General features: G+C 68.0%; 15 protein-coding genes. 9 read left to right on the top strand and 6 right to left on the bottom strand.

Annotated elements, in window-relative coordinates; genetic code table 11:
* Positions 1-102: 102 nt before the first annotated feature.
* From ACFXNW_RS10410 to ACFXNW_RS10395, 4 genes are all read right to left on the bottom strand, one after another.
* Positions 103-1002, bottom strand: a complete 900-nt coding sequence (locus ACFXNW_RS10410) for an amino acid ABC transporter permease (RefSeq protein WP_379417321.1) — start codon at positions 1000-1002, stop codon at positions 103-105.
* Complete coding sequence (locus ACFXNW_RS10405) at positions 999-1679, bottom strand: amino acid ABC transporter permease (RefSeq protein WP_379417320.1); 681 nt, start codon at positions 1677-1679, stop codon at positions 999-1001. Before ACFXNW_RS10405 ends, ACFXNW_RS10410 begins: the two co-directional genes overlap by 4 nt.
* Before the next feature lie 98 nt (positions 1680-1777).
* A complete protein-coding gene (locus ACFXNW_RS10400) occupies positions 1778-2617 on the bottom strand; it encodes a glutamate ABC transporter substrate-binding protein (protein WP_379417319.1) in 840 nt (279 codons plus the stop codon).
* Between the two features lie 60 nt (positions 2618-2677).
* Positions 2678-3406: an amino acid ABC transporter ATP-binding protein gene (locus tag ACFXNW_RS10395; protein ID WP_379417378.1), complete on the bottom strand. Its 729-nt coding sequence runs from the start codon at positions 3404-3406 to the stop codon at positions 2678-2680.
* Between the two features lie 314 nt (positions 3407-3720).
* Between ACFXNW_RS10395 and miaB the strand changes: the two genes are divergently transcribed.
* Both miaB and ACFXNW_RS10385 read left to right on the top strand, forming a co-directional pair.
* Positions 3721-5271, top strand: coding sequence for a tRNA (N6-isopentenyl adenosine(37)-C2)-methylthiotransferase MiaB (gene miaB, locus ACFXNW_RS10390; RefSeq protein ID WP_379417377.1), 1551 nt, complete (start codon positions 3721-3723; stop codon positions 5269-5271).
* A gap of 167 nt (positions 5272-5438) precedes the next feature.
* The gene (locus ACFXNW_RS10385) at positions 5439-6068 is read left to right on the top strand and encodes a hypothetical protein (RefSeq protein ID WP_379417376.1); all 630 of its coding nucleotides are present in this window, start codon (positions 5439-5441) and stop codon (positions 6066-6068) included.
* A gap of 112 nt (positions 6069-6180) precedes the next feature.
* Here ACFXNW_RS10385 and ACFXNW_RS10380 read toward each other — a convergent pair whose 3' ends face one another.
* Complete coding sequence (locus ACFXNW_RS10380; protein ID WP_379417318.1) at positions 6181-7554, bottom strand: DUF349 domain-containing protein; 1374 nt, start codon at positions 7552-7554, stop codon at positions 6181-6183.
* 265 nt (positions 7555-7819) lie between these two features.
* Here ACFXNW_RS10380 and ACFXNW_RS10375 point away from each other — a divergent pair, with 265 nt between their 5' ends.
* The 7 genes from ACFXNW_RS10375 to ACFXNW_RS10345 all read left to right on the top strand — a co-directional run bounded on the left by ACFXNW_RS10375 (position 7820) and on the right by ACFXNW_RS10345 (position 15324).
* Positions 7820-8578 (top strand): hypothetical protein, encoded by a 759-nt coding sequence (locus ACFXNW_RS10375; protein ID WP_379417317.1) that lies wholly within the window; start codon positions 7820-7822, stop codon positions 8576-8578.
* Positions 8575-9531: a tRNA (adenosine(37)-N6)-dimethylallyltransferase MiaA gene (gene miaA, locus ACFXNW_RS10370; protein WP_379417316.1), complete on the top strand. Its 957-nt coding sequence runs from the start codon at positions 8575-8577 to the stop codon at positions 9529-9531. Before ACFXNW_RS10375 ends, miaA begins: the two co-directional genes overlap by 4 nt.
* Positions 9528-10361, top strand: a complete 834-nt coding sequence (locus ACFXNW_RS10365; protein WP_379417315.1) for a TrmH family RNA methyltransferase — start codon at positions 9528-9530, stop codon at positions 10359-10361. Before miaA ends, ACFXNW_RS10365 begins: the two co-directional genes overlap by 4 nt.
* Positions 10362-10425: 64 nt before the next feature.
* A complete protein-coding gene (gene dapF, locus ACFXNW_RS10360) occupies positions 10426-11307 on the top strand; it encodes a diaminopimelate epimerase (RefSeq protein WP_379417375.1) in 882 nt (293 codons plus the stop codon).
* 88 nt (positions 11308-11395) lie between these two features.
* Entirely contained in the window at positions 11396-12925 is a 1530-nt protein-coding gene (hflX, locus tag ACFXNW_RS10355; RefSeq protein ID WP_379417314.1) for a GTPase HflX, read from the top strand.
* 114 nt (positions 12926-13039) lie between these two features.
* Complete coding sequence (locus ACFXNW_RS10350; RefSeq protein ID WP_379417313.1) at positions 13040-14029, top strand: lysophospholipid acyltransferase family protein; 990 nt, start codon at positions 13040-13042, stop codon at positions 14027-14029.
* Positions 14030-14178: 149 nt separating this feature from the next.
* A complete protein-coding gene (locus ACFXNW_RS10345) occupies positions 14179-15324 on the top strand; it encodes an acyl-CoA dehydrogenase family protein (RefSeq protein ID WP_379417312.1) in 1146 nt (381 codons plus the stop codon).
* Between the two features lie 36 nt (positions 15325-15360).
* On the opposite strand, the gene ACFXNW_RS10340 is transcribed toward ACFXNW_RS10345, so the two are convergent.
* Positions 15361-16788, bottom strand: a complete 1428-nt coding sequence (locus tag ACFXNW_RS10340) for an MFS transporter (protein WP_379417311.1) — start codon at positions 16786-16788, stop codon at positions 15361-15363.
* Between the last annotated feature and the right edge of the window lie 5 nt (positions 16789-16793).

The following is a 16793-nucleotide window of genomic DNA, read 5'->3' as shown; positions in this document are numbered from 1 at the left end:
CGTTTTTTCCGGGCCTGCCCTCTGTTTTGTTTGGCTTGTTCCCAACAAACCTCGGGGCGGGTGGGCGGGGGGCCCCCCCCCCCCCCCCGAAACCACTACCGGCTACGGGGCTTTGGTGATGTCCACCCCGGGAGCAGCGTCGGTGATCACCGAATCGGCGGCGACCACCGCACCGCCACCCTTGCGTCGGCCGGCGCGCAGACGCCGTTCCACCCAGGTCGCGACCTGCGACAGCGTCATGTTCAACACGATCATGATGATGGCGACCACGATCAACGCCGGAATGGTGTTGGAGTTGGCGGCGCCGAGCTGCAGACCGTTGCGGACCACCTCTTCGTAGGTGATGACGTAACCGAGCGCCGAGTCCTTCAACGCCACAACCATCTGCGAGATCAGCGCTGGCAGCATGGCGGTGATGGCCTGCGGCAGCAGGATCAACCGCATCAACTGGCCCTTGCTCATACCCAGCGCCGACGCCGCCTCGGTCTGCCCCTTGGGCAGCGAGCGGATACCGGCCCGCACGATCTCCGCGATGACCGACCCGTTGTAGATGGTCAGCGCGGTGACGACTGCACCGAGCGCCAGATACTCCGACTCGAACACGTTGTATTCGGAGTACAGCGCGAACAGGAAGATCATCAGGATCAGCACCGGAATCGCGCGCGCGATCTCGACGACCGCACCGGCAACCCAGCGCACCGATCGGTGATCGGAGAGCCGGGCGATACCGAAGATCATGCCGAGCACCATCGCGAAGACGATCGACAGCACCGCGGCCACGATCGTGCCGCGCAGACCGGGCAGCAGATAGGTCGTCCAGACATCCGCCTCGAGGAACGGCTTCCACTTCTCAGCGTCGAACTGGCCCTGCTCGTCGAATCCGCGGTAGACGAACCATCCCGCCAGGATCACCACGGCGAGCACGATCACCGAGTAGATGATGTTGCGCACGCGCGCCGCGGGACCGGGCGCGTCGAACAGAACCGACGGTTCGCGGCTCATCGGGCCACCTCGAATCGTTTGGCGATGTAACCGAACAGCAGGCCCATCGGCAGCGTCAGGATGACGAAGCCGAGCGCGAAGATCGCACCGATCGCCAGCAGCGCGGCCTCGGTGTCGAGCATCTTGGCCATCAGGAACGAGGCCTCGGCCACGCCGATAGCGGAGGCGACGGTGGAGTTCTTCGTCAACGCGATCAGCACGCTGCCCAGCGGTGCGATCACCGAACGGAACGCCTGCGGCATGACGATCAGCCGCAGGTTCTGCAGGAACCCGAGGCCGAGCGAGCGGCCCGCCTCGGACTGCCCGAGCGGCACAGTATTGATGCCCGCGCGCAGCGATTCGCAGACGAACGCCGCGGTGTAGACACTCAGACCGACGACCGCCCAGCGGAAGTTGTTCTCCGCGAGTGAGTCCGGGCCTTCGGCGGCCAGCTTGACCCGCAGGGTCGAATACAGGCCGATCGAGCAGAATACCAGGATCAGTGTCAGCGGTGTATTGCGGAAGATAGTGACGTAGAGGGTGCCGACCCAGCGCGCCACCGGGACCGGCGAGACCCGCATGGCGGCCACGATGGTGCCGAGCACCAGCGCGCCGATCGCGGAGAACGCGGTCAACTTGATGGTGACCCAGAACGCGTCGAGCAATTGGGAGTCGTACTCAGAGATCAAATCGAACACGGTGGGTGCGCGCCTCCGATCGTGAGGTGGGAGAAGGGCCGGCGATCGGATGACCGAGCGGTGGGCGCCCGTGGCGCCCACCGCAATCGATCATCGGATCAGTACCGGTCCACCTGCGGAGCCGGCGGAGTGGGGTAGCCCGCGGCGCGGCCGACCGAATCCTGGAAGGCCTTGTCCCAGGCGCCCTCGGCGATCATCGCCTCGATCGCGTCGTTGATCTTGTCGCGGCTTTCCTGATCGCCCTTCTTCAGGCCGATCCCATAGTTCTCGGTGGTGAACCGCTCACCGACCAGCTTGTAGCGGCCGGGGGTCTGGGCGGCGTAACCGGCGAGGATGATGTCATCGGTGGTCATCGCGCCGACCGCACCGCTGTTGAGGCCCTCGAGGCACAGCGAGTAGGTGTCGTAGGTCTGCAGCTGGGTGTCGGGGAAGTTCTTCTCGATGTTCTGGGCCGGGGTGGAACCCTTGACCGAGCACACCGTCTTGCCCGCGATCGTGTCCGGACCGGTGATATCGGTATTGCCGACATTCACCAGCAGGCTCTGGCCCGCGATGTAGTACGGCCCGGCGAAATCGACCTTCTCCTTGCGCTGGTCGGTGATCGAATAGGTGGCGACGATGAAGTCCACCTGGCCGTTCTCGATCAGCGTTTCGCGCTGCGCCGACGGTGCCTCCTTGAAGGTGATGCCGTCGGGCTGCACGCCGAGCTTGGCCGCGACATAGCGGGCCACCTCGACATCGAAGCCGCTGTAGGTGCCGTCGGTGTTGCGCTGACCGAGACCCGGCTGGTCGAACTTGATGCCGATGGTCAGCTTGCCTTCCTTGGCGTGGTCGAGAGCGGTCTTGTCGTCTCCGCTGCCGCAGCCCGCAGTGGTGGCGGCGGCCAGTGCCAGGGCGATGGCCCCGACTCCGAGACGGAGCGCACGGTTGATCCTCATCGAGTTCCTTCTTCCCTCATTCGGTTTTCGATGGCCGTGGTCGGTGGACGGCTCGGCGACTCAGTGACTGAGAATCTTGCCGAGGAAGTCCTTGGCCCGGTCGGACTTCGGCGTGGTGAAGAACGTTTCCGGCACGGCGTCTTCGACCACTTGACCGTCTGCCATGAACAGCACCCGGTTTGCTGCTTTGCGGGCGAAGCCCATTTCGTGGGTGACCACCAGCATGGTCATGCCCTCTTTGGCCAGCGACACCATGACTTCGAGGACCTCGTTGACCATCTCGGGGTCGAGCGCGGAGGTCGGCTCGTCGAACAGCATCACCTTGGGGTTCATCGCCAACGCGCGCGCGATGGCGACACGCTGCTGCTGACCGCCCGACAGCTGAGCCGGGTACTTGTCGGCCTGATTGGCGATGCCGACGCGTTCGAGCAGTTCCATCGCCTTGGTGCGGGCACCGTCCTTTTTGATCTTGCGCACCTTCATCGGCGCGAGCATGACGTTGTCGAGGATCGTCTTGTGCGCGAACAGGTTGAACGACTGGAACACCATGCCGACATCGGCGCGCAGTGCGGCAAGGCCGCGGCCCTCGGCAGGCAGCGGCACACCGTCGACGCTGATGTCGCCGGTGTCGATCGGCTCGAGCCGATTGATCGTGCGGCACAGCGTCGATTTGCCGGACCCTGACGGGCCCAAAACGATCACGACCTGCCCTTTGGGCACCTCGAGGTTGATATCACGCAACACGTGCAGAGCACCGAAGTGCTTGTTGACGTTGCGCATCGAGATCATCGGTGGCGCGGTGGCGTCCCCGCTGTCGGCGGCCCCGGTCGTTCCGGGCGCGTCGGTGGCGTCGGTCATGGTCCATGACCTTAAGCGGAAATCACGGATTTGCGGGGCTTTCCGTGACACACCGAGGCGTCGCGCCGAATCGACATGTCGCCGTAACCTGGCGGCCAGCTCGGCGGAGTTCGGATCGCGTGCACCGCCGCGACGCCGAGCGAGTCTGCCGACGAGCCCGGTGACCTGCGGCACGATGGCCGGGCCGGGGCCGATGCGCCGCGAACCCGGCACAGTGCAGCCCGTACCCTGGACGGGTGGATTCGATCGGACAGGCAGTAGCGCATCCCGCCCTGGTCCCGGCGGCGTCGGGCGCCCGCAGTTACGAGGTCCGCACCTTCGGCTGCCAGATGAACGTGCACGATTCCGAGCGCTTGTCCGGCCTGCTCGAGGATGCGGGTTATGTGCGGGCGTCGTCGGGGCAGACGGCCGACCTGGTGGTGTTCAACACCTGCGCGGTGCGCGAGAACGCCGACAACAAGCTCTACGGCACCCTCGGCCATCTCGCGCCGATCAAGGCCGAGCGCCCGGGGATGCAGATCGCTGTCGGCGGCTGCCTGGCGCAAAAGGATCGCGACACCGTGGTGCGCAAGGCGCCGTGGGTCGACGTGGTGTTCGGTACCCACAACATCGGATCGCTGCCGGTGCTGCTCGAGCGCGCCAGGCATAACGACGAGGCCCAGGTGGAGATCCTGGAGTCGCTGGAGGCCTTCCCCTCGACGCTTCCTGCCAAGCGGGAGTCGGCCTACGCGGGCTGGGTGTCGATCTCGGTCGGCTGCAACAACACCTGCACCTTCTGCATCGTGCCCGCACTGCGCGGTAAAGAGGTCGACCGCCGTCCCGGTGACGTACTCGCCGAAGTGCAGGCGCTGGTCGACCAGGGCGTGCTCGAAGTGACTCTGCTCGGCCAGAACGTCAACTCCTACGGTGCTTCGTTCGCCGACCCGGAGCAGCCGCGCGACCGTGGCGCGTTCGCCAAACTGCTGCGCGCATGCGGAAGTATCGACGGATTGGAGCGGGTGCGGTTCACCTCACCGCATCCGGCCGAATTCACCGACGATGTCATCGAGGCGATGGCGCACACGCCCAACGTCTGCCCGCAGCTGCATATGCCGCTGCAGTCCGGTTCGGACCGGGTGCTCAAGGCGATGCGCCGCTCCTACCGGCAGGCCCGTTTCCTCGGCATCATCGAGAAGGTCCGTGCCGCGATGCCGCATGCGGCGATCACCACCGACATCATCGTCGGGTTCCCCGGTGAGACCGAAGAAGATTTCGAGCAGACCCTCGAAGTGGTCCGGCAGGCGCGGTTCACCAGCGCGTTCACCTTCCAGTACTCCAAGCGCCCCGGCACGCCTGCCGCGGATATGCCCGACCAGCTGCCCAAACAGGTCGTGCAGGCCCGCTACGACCGGCTGATCGCGCTGCAGGAGGAGATCTCCCTCGACGCCAATCGCGCACTGATCGGCACCGAGGTGGAGCTGGTGGTGGCCGACGGCGCGGGGAAGAAGAACGCCGCGACCGCACGCATGAGCGGCCGGGCCCGCGACGGGCGGCTGGTGCACTTCCGGCCCGAATCCACCGAGCCGATCCGGCCCGGCGACATCGTCACCGTCGACATCACCGGCGCGGCGCCGCATCATCTGATCGCCGACGCGCCGCTGCGCACCCATCGACGCACCCCCGCGGGTGACGCCCACGAACGCGGTACCACGCCCAAGACCGAACCCATCGGCGTCGGCCTCGGCCTGCCGCGCATCGGCGCCCCCGCACCGGAACCGGTGGCCGCCGCGGGCTGCGCCACCGGATGCGGGACATGAACCAGCGTCACCCTGATCCCGGCGACGCGGACGACAGCAGCCCCTTCCGTCGCGGCGACCGGGCCGATCCGGGCACCGGGCCGCCGGCCGCCGGCAACGGGGCCGCGCCGGGCGAGCACTCCGGCGACGCATCGGTTACCGGCGATGGCGTCGCCGAACCGGCCGAAATACCCGAACCCGACAACACAGCCGAAGGAAACGAGGACTCCGTGAGCTCGGTGGAGAAGACCGACGATTTCGAACAGTTCCGCGACGATCTCGACGCCGTCGAGCGCCGGATCGCCGGCGAGATCGACCCCGGTGTGCGCGCGATGGTCGTCGCCGGCGCGGTGTTCGCGTTGCTGGTGTCGCTGGTGCTGCCGCACGCCGGTGCCGCCCGCGGGTTCGATGTGCTGCTCGGCTCGGATGTCACGGTGACCGAGCACATCGGCCTGCCCTCGCGGATCTTCGTCTGGTTCGTCGTGGTGTTCGGTATCGGGTTCTCGCTGCTGGCGCTGATGACCCGGCGCTGGGTGCTGGCGTGGATCGCGGTGGCCGGTTCCGCGATCGCCAGCGCGTTCGGCGTGTTCTCCATCTGGCACCGCCAGACTCCCGGCCTGAACAACTACGTCGGCGCCGGCCCCGGCATCGGCTTGATCATCGGCACGATCGCCGCCGTCGTGCTGACTTTCCACTGGGTCCGCGTCGTATGGAGCCGCACCGCGCTGCAGCTGGCTGCCGAGGAGCAGCGGCGCATCGCGGCCGCCGCCGAGGAAGAGCGGGACCGGCGCAGGCTGCACGGCGACAGCGACTCCTGAGGTCGACGCGGTCGCCGGCCCACAAGGCAGCCGATCTGCGGTCACACAGTCCCCGCCAAACGACCAGGCGCACCCGGCCCATCGCCGGGTGCGCCTTTATCGTGTCTCCAGGTCAGCGGTTGGTGACCGCACCCTCGGCCGCTTCGGCCCACTCCCGCCACTGCTTGGCTTGCTCGAGCGCCTTCTCCGCATCGCGGGTCTTCCCGGCCGCGGTGGCCTTGGCGGCCTGCTCTTCGAACTGTGCGACCCGTTCCCGGAACTGCGCGGCCCGTGCCATGGCCTCGGGGTCGGTGCGCCGCCACTGCGCGTCGGCCGCCTCGCGGACCCGCTTTTCGATGGTGCGCAGTTTGCCTTCCAGCTCCTGCATTCGCTCCCGCGGCACTTTGCCGATGGCATCCCACTTGTCCAGCAGCTCACGCAGCGATGCGCGGGCTCCGTCGAGACCGTGCGCGGGATCGATGTGGCTGTAGGCGGCGAGCAGCTCCTCCTTGGCGACGGCGTTGTGCTCGAACTCCGCGTCCCGTTCGGAGGCCGCGGCGTTGCGGGCGGCGAAGAACACGTCCTGGGCGCTCTTGAAACGCCGCCACAGTGCCTCATCGGCCTCGCGTGGGGCGCGACCTGCTGCCTTCCATTCGGTGAGCAGATCGCGGAACACCGCGGCGGTGCCCGCCCAATCGGTGGAGCCGGACAGCTCCTCGGCCCGCTCACACAGATCTTCCTTGCGGGTCTTGGCGGCGGCACGCTCGCGATCGAGTTCGGCGAAGTGGGCGCCGCGACGGCGATTGAACGCCTCACGCGCCTTCGAGTACCGCTTCCAGAGTGCATCGTCGACCTTGCGGTCCACCCCGCGAATGGACTTCCACTCATCGAGGATTTCGCGCAGCCGATCACCGGCGGCCTTCCACTGGGTGGACTCGGAGGCGATGCGCTCGGCCTCGGCGGCGAGAGTCTCCTTGCGTTCGGTGTGCTCGTGCCTGGCGCGCTCTTTCTCCTCTTTGGCGTGCGCGGCCGCTTCCTCCGAATGCTCGGCGATAGCCTGCAGTCTCTGCGCCAGGCCGTCGATATCACCGATGACGGCAGCGGTGGGCAGCGATTCGGCGATGGTCAGCGCCGCGGCCTTGGTCTTACGGGCGTCCGCGCCTGCGGCCAGCCGGGCTTCCAGCAGCGCGACCTCGGTGGCCAGATCGTCGAATCGGCGGCCGAAATGGGCCAGGCCTTCGGTGGCGTCACCGGCCTGCCAGGATCCGACTTCGCGCTCACCATCGGCGGTTTTGACCCAGGCGGTGCCGTTCTCGTCGACGCGGCCCCATTCGCTGGGGTCGGTGACCGTGGGGACGATGACCGGGTGCGGATGCTCGGTCGACGCGCCGGGCGGCGGTTTGACGGCGTGTGGTTTGGGGTGGGGGGAGCCGCCGGGTTTCGGCATTCCGGACGGTCGCGGGGTCGTGCCGGGGCCGGGTTTCGCGGTTCCGTTGCTGTCGGTCATTGCTCCTCGTCCCTGCCGCGCGTCACGGCTGCCTGGTTACGCCCTAGCTCATCCCATTGAACCCGGTCCGAGCCCTAGAAACCACATCGATCGTGTGTGCACCGCGGTGTGGCACCACGGACCCCGACCCGCGATGACCTGGGTTGGAGTACCTCGAACAGTAGCAATTGCGGCCCGATTTCCGGCAGAGACACTCGAACCCATGGTGGCGCACCGGGACTGACAGGTCGCTGGGCGGTTCCGGCGGGCGACTACCGTTGACGAGGTGTTCTGTCTTGCGGCCCTGGTTCCGTCGCCGCCGATCCTGGTTCCCGAGCTCTGCGGTGGTCTCCACGCGGGTCCGGCGGTCGCCGAACTGCGCGCGGCGACGCTGGCCGCCATCGGCGACCTGGCAGCGGTGACTTCGCGGTGGACGGTCGTCGGTGTGGGTGCCCGCGACCAGGTCATGGGGCGGGAGACAGTCGGCACCTTCCGAGGTTTCGGCGTGGACCGCGCCGTGGCGCTCACCGGTACCGGACCGATCGAAACGACGGGCGCGGACCCGGAGCTACCGCTACCAGTACTGATCGCGGCGTGGCTACGTGAGCATGTCGCGCCGGACGCGGTCGCGGACGCCCGGATCGTGGCCGCCGACAGCCCGGTCGATCGATGTGTGGAGCTGGGCGCGAAACTGCGCGCCGAACTGGATGCCGATCCTCGACCGCACGGTGTGCTCGTCGTCGCCGACGGAGCGACCACCCTGTCCACGTCCGCGCCCGGCTACTTCGATCCGCGCGCCGCCGACAGGCAAGCCGTGCTGGAGAACGTGTTGCGCGCGGGCGACCGTGGCGGCCTGCTCGCGTTGGATCCGGTCGAATGCGCCGAGGTCGGCATCCGGGGCCGGGCCGCCTACCAGGTGCTGGCCGGGGTGTTCGGCGCCGACGCGGTGGATCCCGCGGTCGACACCCGCTATCAGGACGCGCCGTTCGGCGTCGGCTACCAGGTGAGCCTGTGGCGGCCGGGCACCGGAGCGGGGCAGCGGTGACGACGACCAGTACCCCGATCGCTGTGGTCGGCCCGACCGCGACCGGCAAATCCGATCTCGCGCTGGACCTGGCCGAACGGCTCGGCGGGGAAATCGTCAATATCGACGCGATGCAGCTGTATCGCGGCATGGACATCGGCACGGCCAAACTGCCGCCGGACCAGCGACGCGGTATCGCGCACCATCAGCTCGACGTGCTCGAGGTGACCGAGACCGCGACGGTGGCCGCCTATCAGGCCGCCGCGGCCGCCGATGTCGAGGCGATCATGGCCCGCGGCCGCACACCGGTCATCGTCGGCGGCTCGATGATGTATGTCCAGGCGCTGCTGGACCAGTGGGATTTCCCCGCCACCGATCCGGCGGTCCGGGCCCGCTGGGAGGCGTTGCTCGCCGAACGCGGGGTGGTCGCGGTGCACGAGGCGCTGCGCGCCGCCGACCCGGCCGCCGCCGCGACCATCCTGCCGACCGACGGTAGACGGATGGTGCGTGCGCTCGAGGTCGTCGAACTCACCGGGCAGCCGTTCGCGGCTTCCGCGCCGGTCATCGGCCGCCCGCGCTGGGGCACCGTCATCATCGGCGTCGACCGCGACACCACCGAACTCGACGACCGCATCGCCCGCCGCACCGACCTGATGTTCGACACCGGCCTGGTCGAGGAGGTGCGCGGACTCATCGATCTCGGCCTGCGCGACGGCCAGACCGCGCGCAGAGCCATCGGCTACGCCCAGGTGCTCGCCTGTCTGGACGGCGAATACGACCTCGCCCACGCCAAGGAACGGACCTTCATCGGCACCCGGCGCTATGTGCGGCGGCAACGCTCCTGGTTCCGCCGCGATCAACGGGTGCGCTGGGTGGAGGGCGCCGATCCGGCACTGGCCGCTACAGTCGCCACGCTGCTGGCCACCGCCCAGCCAGGCATCGGCACCGACCTCGAGGAGCGGACCCCGCAGTGACCCGACGTATCAGCACCCGCAACGCCTCCGTGCAGGTATGGCAGGCCTACCTGAACAATCGCACCAAGCGTCATCGTGACCGCCGGTTCCTGGTGCAGGGCGTGCGTCCGATCACCCAGGCCCTCGCCAACGACTGGCCGCTGGAGACGTTGCTGTACCGGCTGGGTACGCCGGAGCTGTCGGGCTGGGCGCGCGAGCTGCTCGAGACCAGCGACGTACCGCAGGTCGGGCTGGTGCCGGAATTGATGGCCGAACTGGGGGAGAAGGCCGGAGCGGCACCGGAGGTCGTGGCGGTCGCCGAGTCACGCACCATCGAGCTGGACAGCTTCGAACCGGGCGATCCCGGTGACGCACCGGTGGTCGTGGTGTTCGACCGCCCGAATTCGCCCGGCAATCTCGGCACGCTGATCCGTTCGGCCGACGCCTTCGGCGCGGACGCGGTGATCGTCACCGGGCACGGCGCAGATCAGTACGACCCGCAGGCGGTACGGGCCTCCACCGGTTCACTGTTCGCGATGCCGGTGCTGCGCGCGGCCGGTCCCGCTCAGATCGTCGAGTTCCGTGATCGGCAGATCGACCGCGGTATCCCGACCCGCATCGTCGGTACCGACGAAGGTGGCTCGCATGCGGTGTTCGATCACGATTTCACCGAGGCGACGATCCTGGTCGTCGGCAACGAGACCACGGGAATGAGTGCGGGCTGGGCGCAGGCCTGCGACGACATCGTCGATATCCCCATGGGCGGGACCGCGAGTTCGCTCGGTGCGCCTTCGGCCGGCGCGGTCGCGCTGTACGAAATTTCCCGGCAACGCCGGACGTTTGCCAGATGACCACGATGTTCCCCCGACGTTCGCGATGACGAGAGGCAGCCTGCACGTGCCAGAAACCGACAGCATCGAGTACACCAAGGGCCACGGCACCCAGAACGATTTCGTGGTGCTGCCCGACCCCGCGGTGCGGCTCGACCTGACCGCCGAGCGGATCGCCGCGCTGTGCGATCGGCAACGCGGCCTCGGCGCCGACGGGGTGCTTCGAGTCGCGCGAGCGGGTGCGTTGCGCGACGGGGGCGTGCTGCCCGAGCTGCCCGAGGGTGTCGGTGCCGACGACTGGTTCATGGACTACCGCAACGCCGACGGCTCGATCGCCGAGATGTGCGGCAACGGCGTGCGAGTGTTCGCGCATTACCTCGCGGCGTCCGGCCTGGAACCGAGCCGATCGTTCGTCGTCGGTAGCAGGGCGGGCGCCCGTCCGGTGACGGTGCATGCGGCCGGTCCGGTGCAGGGCGAGGTCACCGTCACCATGGGCGAAGTCCGTGAACTGGGCGAATCGACCGCCACGGTGGCCGGATGGGCCTATTCGGGGATCGGCATCGACGTCGGCAACCCGCACCTGGCCTGCGTCGACCCCGAGCTCACTGCCGATGCGCTCGGCAAGCTCGACCTCACCGTGGCACCGGGCTACGACCCCGATCTGTTCCCCCAGGGCGTGAACATCGAGATAGTCACCGCGCTCGACCCGTCGGGTGCGGTCGATATGCGGGTCTATGAGCGGGGCGTCGGCGAGACCCGGTCGTGCGGGACGGGAACGGTGGCCGCGGCGGCCGCCGCCCTGGCCGCGGGCGGTTTCCGGATCGCGCAGGACACCGGTGAGGTGGTCGTGCGGGTGCCAGGTGGTGCGGTGTCGGTAGGGCTGGAAGGTGGCCAGGCGTGGCTACGCGGACCATCGGTGCTGGTGGCGACCGGCCGGATCGCCGCCGACTGGTGGCAGCAGCAGTGATCGGAGGGGCCCGCTGGATAACCACATGCGCTGTCCTGGGATTTCGTGGCAGCATGGATGGTGTATGAGGAATTCAGAGTCTTTCGATATGACCAACGGTATTGATCTGTTCGACGGCGCCGACGACGAAGCCGGCACCGAGTACGACGGCACCGATCTCAGCTCCGACGCCGAGCCGGACCGCCGCCGTGGCGGATGGGCGCCCGAGCCGACTGCCGGTGAACTCCAGCTCGAGGAACGCAGCGCCCTGCGCCGTGTCGCCGGGCTGTCCACCGAACTCACCGATATCACCGAAGTCGAATACCGGCAGCTGCGACTCGAGCGGGTCGTGCTGGTCGGTGTGTGGACCGAGGGCAGCGCCGCACGCGCCGATGCCAGCATGGCCGAACTCGCCGCACTCGCCGAGACCGCAGGTTCGGAGGTGCTCGAGGCCCTGATCCAGCGCCGCGACCGGCCCGACCCGGCCACCTACATCGGTTCCGGTAAGGCCGAGGAACTGCGCGCGGTGGTGCTCGGCAGCGGTGCGGACACGGTGATCTGCGACGGTGAACTGACTCCCGCGCAGCTCACCGCACTGGAGAAGGTCGTCAAGGTCAAGGTGATCGACCGGACCGCGTTGATCCTGGACATCTTCGCCCAGCACGCTACCTCCCGTGAGGGCAAGGCGCAGGTCGCGCTGGCGCAGATGGAGTACATGCTGCCCAGGCTGCGCGGCTGGGGTGAGTCGATGTCGCGTCAGGCCGGTGGCCGGGCGGGCAGCAACGGCGGTGTGGGCCTGCGTGGTCCCGGTGAGACCAAGATCGAAACCGACCGGCGCCGCATCCGGGAGCGGATGGCCAAGCTGCGCCGCGAGATCCGCGAGATGAAAACCGCGCGCGACACCATGCGCTCGCGGCGCACCTCGAGCGGTATCCCGTCGGTCGCGATCATCGGCTACACCAACGCGGGCAAGTCCAGCCTGATGAACGCACTGACCGGATCCGGCGTGCTGGTCCAGGACGCGCTGTTCGCCACCCTGGACCCGACCACTCGCCGCGCCGAACTCGATGACGGCCGCGAGGTCGTGTTCACCGACACCGTTGGATTCGTCCGGCATCTGCCCACCCAGCTCGTCGAGGCATTCCGCTCCACCCTGGAAGAGGTCACCGGCGCCGACCTGCTGCTGCATGTGGTGGACGGATCCGACGCACTGCCCGCCGAGCAGATCAAGGCCGTGCGCGAGGTCGTCACCGACGTGATTCGCGAATCGGGTACCCCGGCACCGCCGGAACTGCTGGTCGTCAACAAGATCGACGCCGTCGATACGGTCGAGCTGACCCGCCTGCGCGCACTGCTGGCCGGGGCCGAATTCGTCTCCGCGCACAAGGGCACCGGGATCGACACACTGCGTGACCGGCTGGCCGAGGTACTCGGTGGGCTCGATGTCGAGATCAGCGTTTTGCTGCCCTACACCCGCGGTGACCTGCTCGCCCGCATCCACGCCGATGGCCGGATCGACAGCTCGAGCCATGAGGAATCGGGCACTCGGGTGCACGCGCGGGTCCCGCACTCCTTGGCAGCGGCGCTGTCGGAGTATGCGCATGCGGGCACCGTCACCGGCGATCGGCCCGCACCGTAATCCACCGGGTGTCCGGCGGGTGAACATCGGCGCAGGTCAGCGCTGACGGCATATCCGATGCGACACAGTCGATTTCGTTGCGTTATCGTCATCGAATCGACATCAGGAGGGTTCATGTCGCACGACCGTTCCGGCTCGGCCGATTCCGGTGATCGGCCGGCCGGTGCTCCGCCCGAGGCTGCCGGTGCTGTGCCCGGCGCCGCTGGTGCACTGCCCGAGACCGCCGTGCTCAGCGACGGTGCGCCGCTGTCGGTCTCGCTGAGCGGCACCGACCTGCGCATCATCGAGACCTTGCTCGCGCCGCTGCGCGCGTGGACCAGCCCGCGGTTCTACGGGCTGGAGAACATCCCCGCCGAAGGCCCGGTGTTGCTGGTAGGCAACCACAATCTGCTCGGCGGAATCGATGCGCCACTGCTGCTGCCGGAAGTGCTGCATCGGCGCGGCAGGCTGATCCGTGGGCTGGCGGAGAACGTGCTCATCGCCGTGCCGGGGATACGGCATCTGCTGCACCACTACGGCTCGGTGCGCGGGACCCGGCGTAACTGCCTTGCCCTGCTCGAGCGTGGTGAAGCCGTGATGGTCTTCCCCGGCGGCGGGCGGGAAGCGGTGCGGCGCAAGAACGAGAAGTACCACCTCAAATGGGAGGGTCGCACCGGATTCGCCCGGATGGCGATCGAGGCGGGCGCACCCATCGTGCCGGTGGCGATGATCGGCGTGGACGACGCCTACGACATCATCGTCGACGGTGATCATCCGGTGCTGCGCCCCGTGCGGTGGGCGGTCGAAGCGCTCGGTCTCAACCGCGAACTCACCCCACCGCTGGTGCGCGGCATCGGCCCGACTCCACTGCCGCGCCCGGAACGGTTCTACTTCGCCGCGGGCGCGCCGATTGATCCGGCGCCCTGGCGTGACGCCCCCGACCTCGGTGCCGCGGCCGTCGAGTTGCGTGCGGTGGTCCGCAAGGGTCTGGAGGAGGAGCTGAGGTTCCTGTTCGCCGAACGTGACCGCGATTCCGGTCGTACCCTGACCGGCCGGGTGCGTGGCGATCTGGCCGCGTTCACCTCCGGTGCCATCGACAGGCTGCGGCGGTTTCGTTTGTCGTGAATCTCCTCTGATCATGGTCGGCGTCGCTACTCGAGCAGGTGAGACGACGAATTCGGGGAGTGAAGTGAACAGCCATTCTCATTCCGGGTACGGTGGGTGACAACGACGGACCGGTGCGGGCCGGTTCGTGTGGTCACTAGGAGGTTGGTGTGGAGCGCACACTGTTCGAACCCGAGCACGACCTGTTCCGGGAGTCGTTCCGCAAGTTTCTCGATACTCATGTCGCGCCGAACCATGCGAAGTGGGAAGAGCAGGGCATCGTCGACCGGTCGGTGTGGACCGAGGCGGGTAAGCAGGGATTCCTCGGAATGGCTGTGCCGGAGGAGTACGGCGGCGGCGGCGTGAAGGACTTCCGCTACAACGCGGTGATCACCGAAGAGACCGTGCGCGGGCAGTACTCCGGGCTCGGCTTCTCGCTGCACAACGATGTCATCGCGCCGTATCTGCTCGAGCTGTCCAACGAGGAGCAGAAGCAGCGGTGGCTGCCCGGATTCTGTTCCGGCGAGATCATCACCGCGATCGCCATGACCGAGCCGGGTACCGGATCGGACCTACAGGGCATCAAGACCCGCGCTGTGCGCGACGGTGACGACTGGGTGCTCAACGGCTCCAAGACCTTCATCACCAACGGCATCAACGCCGATATCGTCATCGTGGTCGCTCAGACCGACCCCGAGAAGGGCGCGATGGGCTTCAGTCTGCTGGTCGTCGAGCGCGGTATGCCCGGCTTCGAACGTGGACGCAACCTCGACAAGATCGGCCTCAAGGCGCAGGACACCGCCGAACTCAGCTTCAGCGATGTGCGGGTGCCCGCCGCCAACCTGCTCGGCACCGAGGGGATGGGCTTCATCCACCTGATGCAGAACCTCCCGCAGGAACGCATGTCGATCGCCGTGATGGCCGCCGCCGCCATGGAGGGCTGCCTGGACATGACGGTCCAGTACGTACGTGACCGCAAGGCCTTCGGCAAGCCGATCGGCGCCTTGCAGAACACCCGTTTCGTGCTGGCCGAGCTGGCCACGAAGACGACCGCCGTGCGCATCATGGTCGACCGGTTCATCGAGGACCTGAATGCGGAGAAACTCTCGGTCGAGGACGCCGCCATGGCCAAGTGGTGGAGCACCGAGGAGCAGCTCGACCTCATCAACCGCTGCCTGCAACTGCACGGTGGCTACGGCTACATGAAGGAATACCCGATCGCCAAGGCGTACATGGACGCTCGCATCCAGACGATCTACGGCGGCACCACCGAGATCATGAAGGAGATCATCGGGCGGTCGCTGAAACTGTCCTGATCACCAGCTGAGTCCGGCTCCGGCCGACGGTGACCGTCATGCGCGGACATCGTCGGCCGGAGCTGTCCGGTCACCAGTGCGTGCGGGTTCGGCCTCGGCCGAGGCGTCGGGTTTCGGACGGGGAACGCGACGCGGATCGATCAGGATCAACACGAGGACGACCGTCACCGCGGCGAGCGCGGCCGAGGTGAACAAGACCGCCGACGCTCCGTCCGCGACGGCTTGCCGGGTGCCGTCGGTCTCCTGCGCATCGACCCGGGACCGGAAGATCGCGCCGAGCGCCGCGGTGCCGACACCGGCACCGATCGCCGCCAGGCTGGTCACCGCACCCGCCACCATGCCCGCGCGTTCGGGCGCGGTGACGTTCATCGCCACTGCCATGACCGGAGATCCGGCGATTCCGCCGCCCGCGCCCCAGACCAGCAGCGCCACGATCAGCGCCCAGATCGGGGCATCCGGCGCCACCAGCATGGCCAACGCCAGCGCCGCGGCGCCCTTCAGTACGTACCCCGATGCGATGACGATGCCCGGAGCCCACCAGCTCAGCAACTTGGCGCCCACCATGCCGGTCGCCATTTGCGCCAGGAATACCGGCGTCATCAGCAGGCCGGCCTGCGATGCGGTCAGGCCCAGCGAATCCTGGAAGTAGACAACGAAATACACGGTGCCACCGATGGTGAGCACCCGGGAGATGAAGACTGCGGCCAGCGCGCCGGTAAAGGCCCGCTGGGCGAACAGGCGTAGCTCGAGCATCGGTGCCGCTGCCCGCCGCTCGGTCAGCAGAAAGGCCGCCAGTGCGACGAGGGATATCGCGATGAGCAGCGCCGTCGCGGGTGCGGTCCATCCCTGCTCGTCGCCGCGCAGCAGGGCCAGTGTGCCCGATCCCAGCCCGAGGGCGAGCATTGCGCCACCCAGCCAGTCGACACCGGCCGGGTGGACTGCCGGGGTGTCGTAGGGGAGCCTTCGCCACCCGAAAGCCAAGGCCGCCACGCCGATCGGCACATTGACCGCGAACATCGCTCGCCACCCGAAGGTGTCGATCAGCAGTCCGCCGAGCAGTGGTGCGATGAGTCCGGAGGCTGTCGCGACCGAGCCCCACGCGGCGATGGCCAGATTGCGTGCTTCGCCCTCGTAGCGGTGCGACAGCAGCGGCAGCGCGTTGACCATGAGAACCGCGGCGCCGACACCCTGTAGCGCGCGGGCGAGGTCGAGCAGGAGCAGCGACGGTGCGGCCGCGGCGGCGAGCGAGGCTGCGGTGAACACTGCGATGCCGGCCAGGAACAGCCGCCGTCTGCCGATCCGGTCGGACAGGCTACCGGCGATCTGGGTGAGTGCACCCATGGTCACCAGATACGACACCACCACCGATTCGACACCGGCGACACCGAAATCGGCGCGCAGGTCGGATAAGCCGATGGCCACGATCGTGGTGTCGATGACGACCAATGCGGTGGTCGCGATCACCAGTA

It is taken from the genome of Nocardia sp. NPDC059180 (assembly GCF_042754945.1).
In the GTDB taxonomy this organism is placed as follows: domain Bacteria; phylum Actinomycetota; class Actinomycetes; order Mycobacteriales; family Mycobacteriaceae; genus Nocardia.
This window is presented reverse-complemented; position numbering and strand designations above follow the sequence as displayed.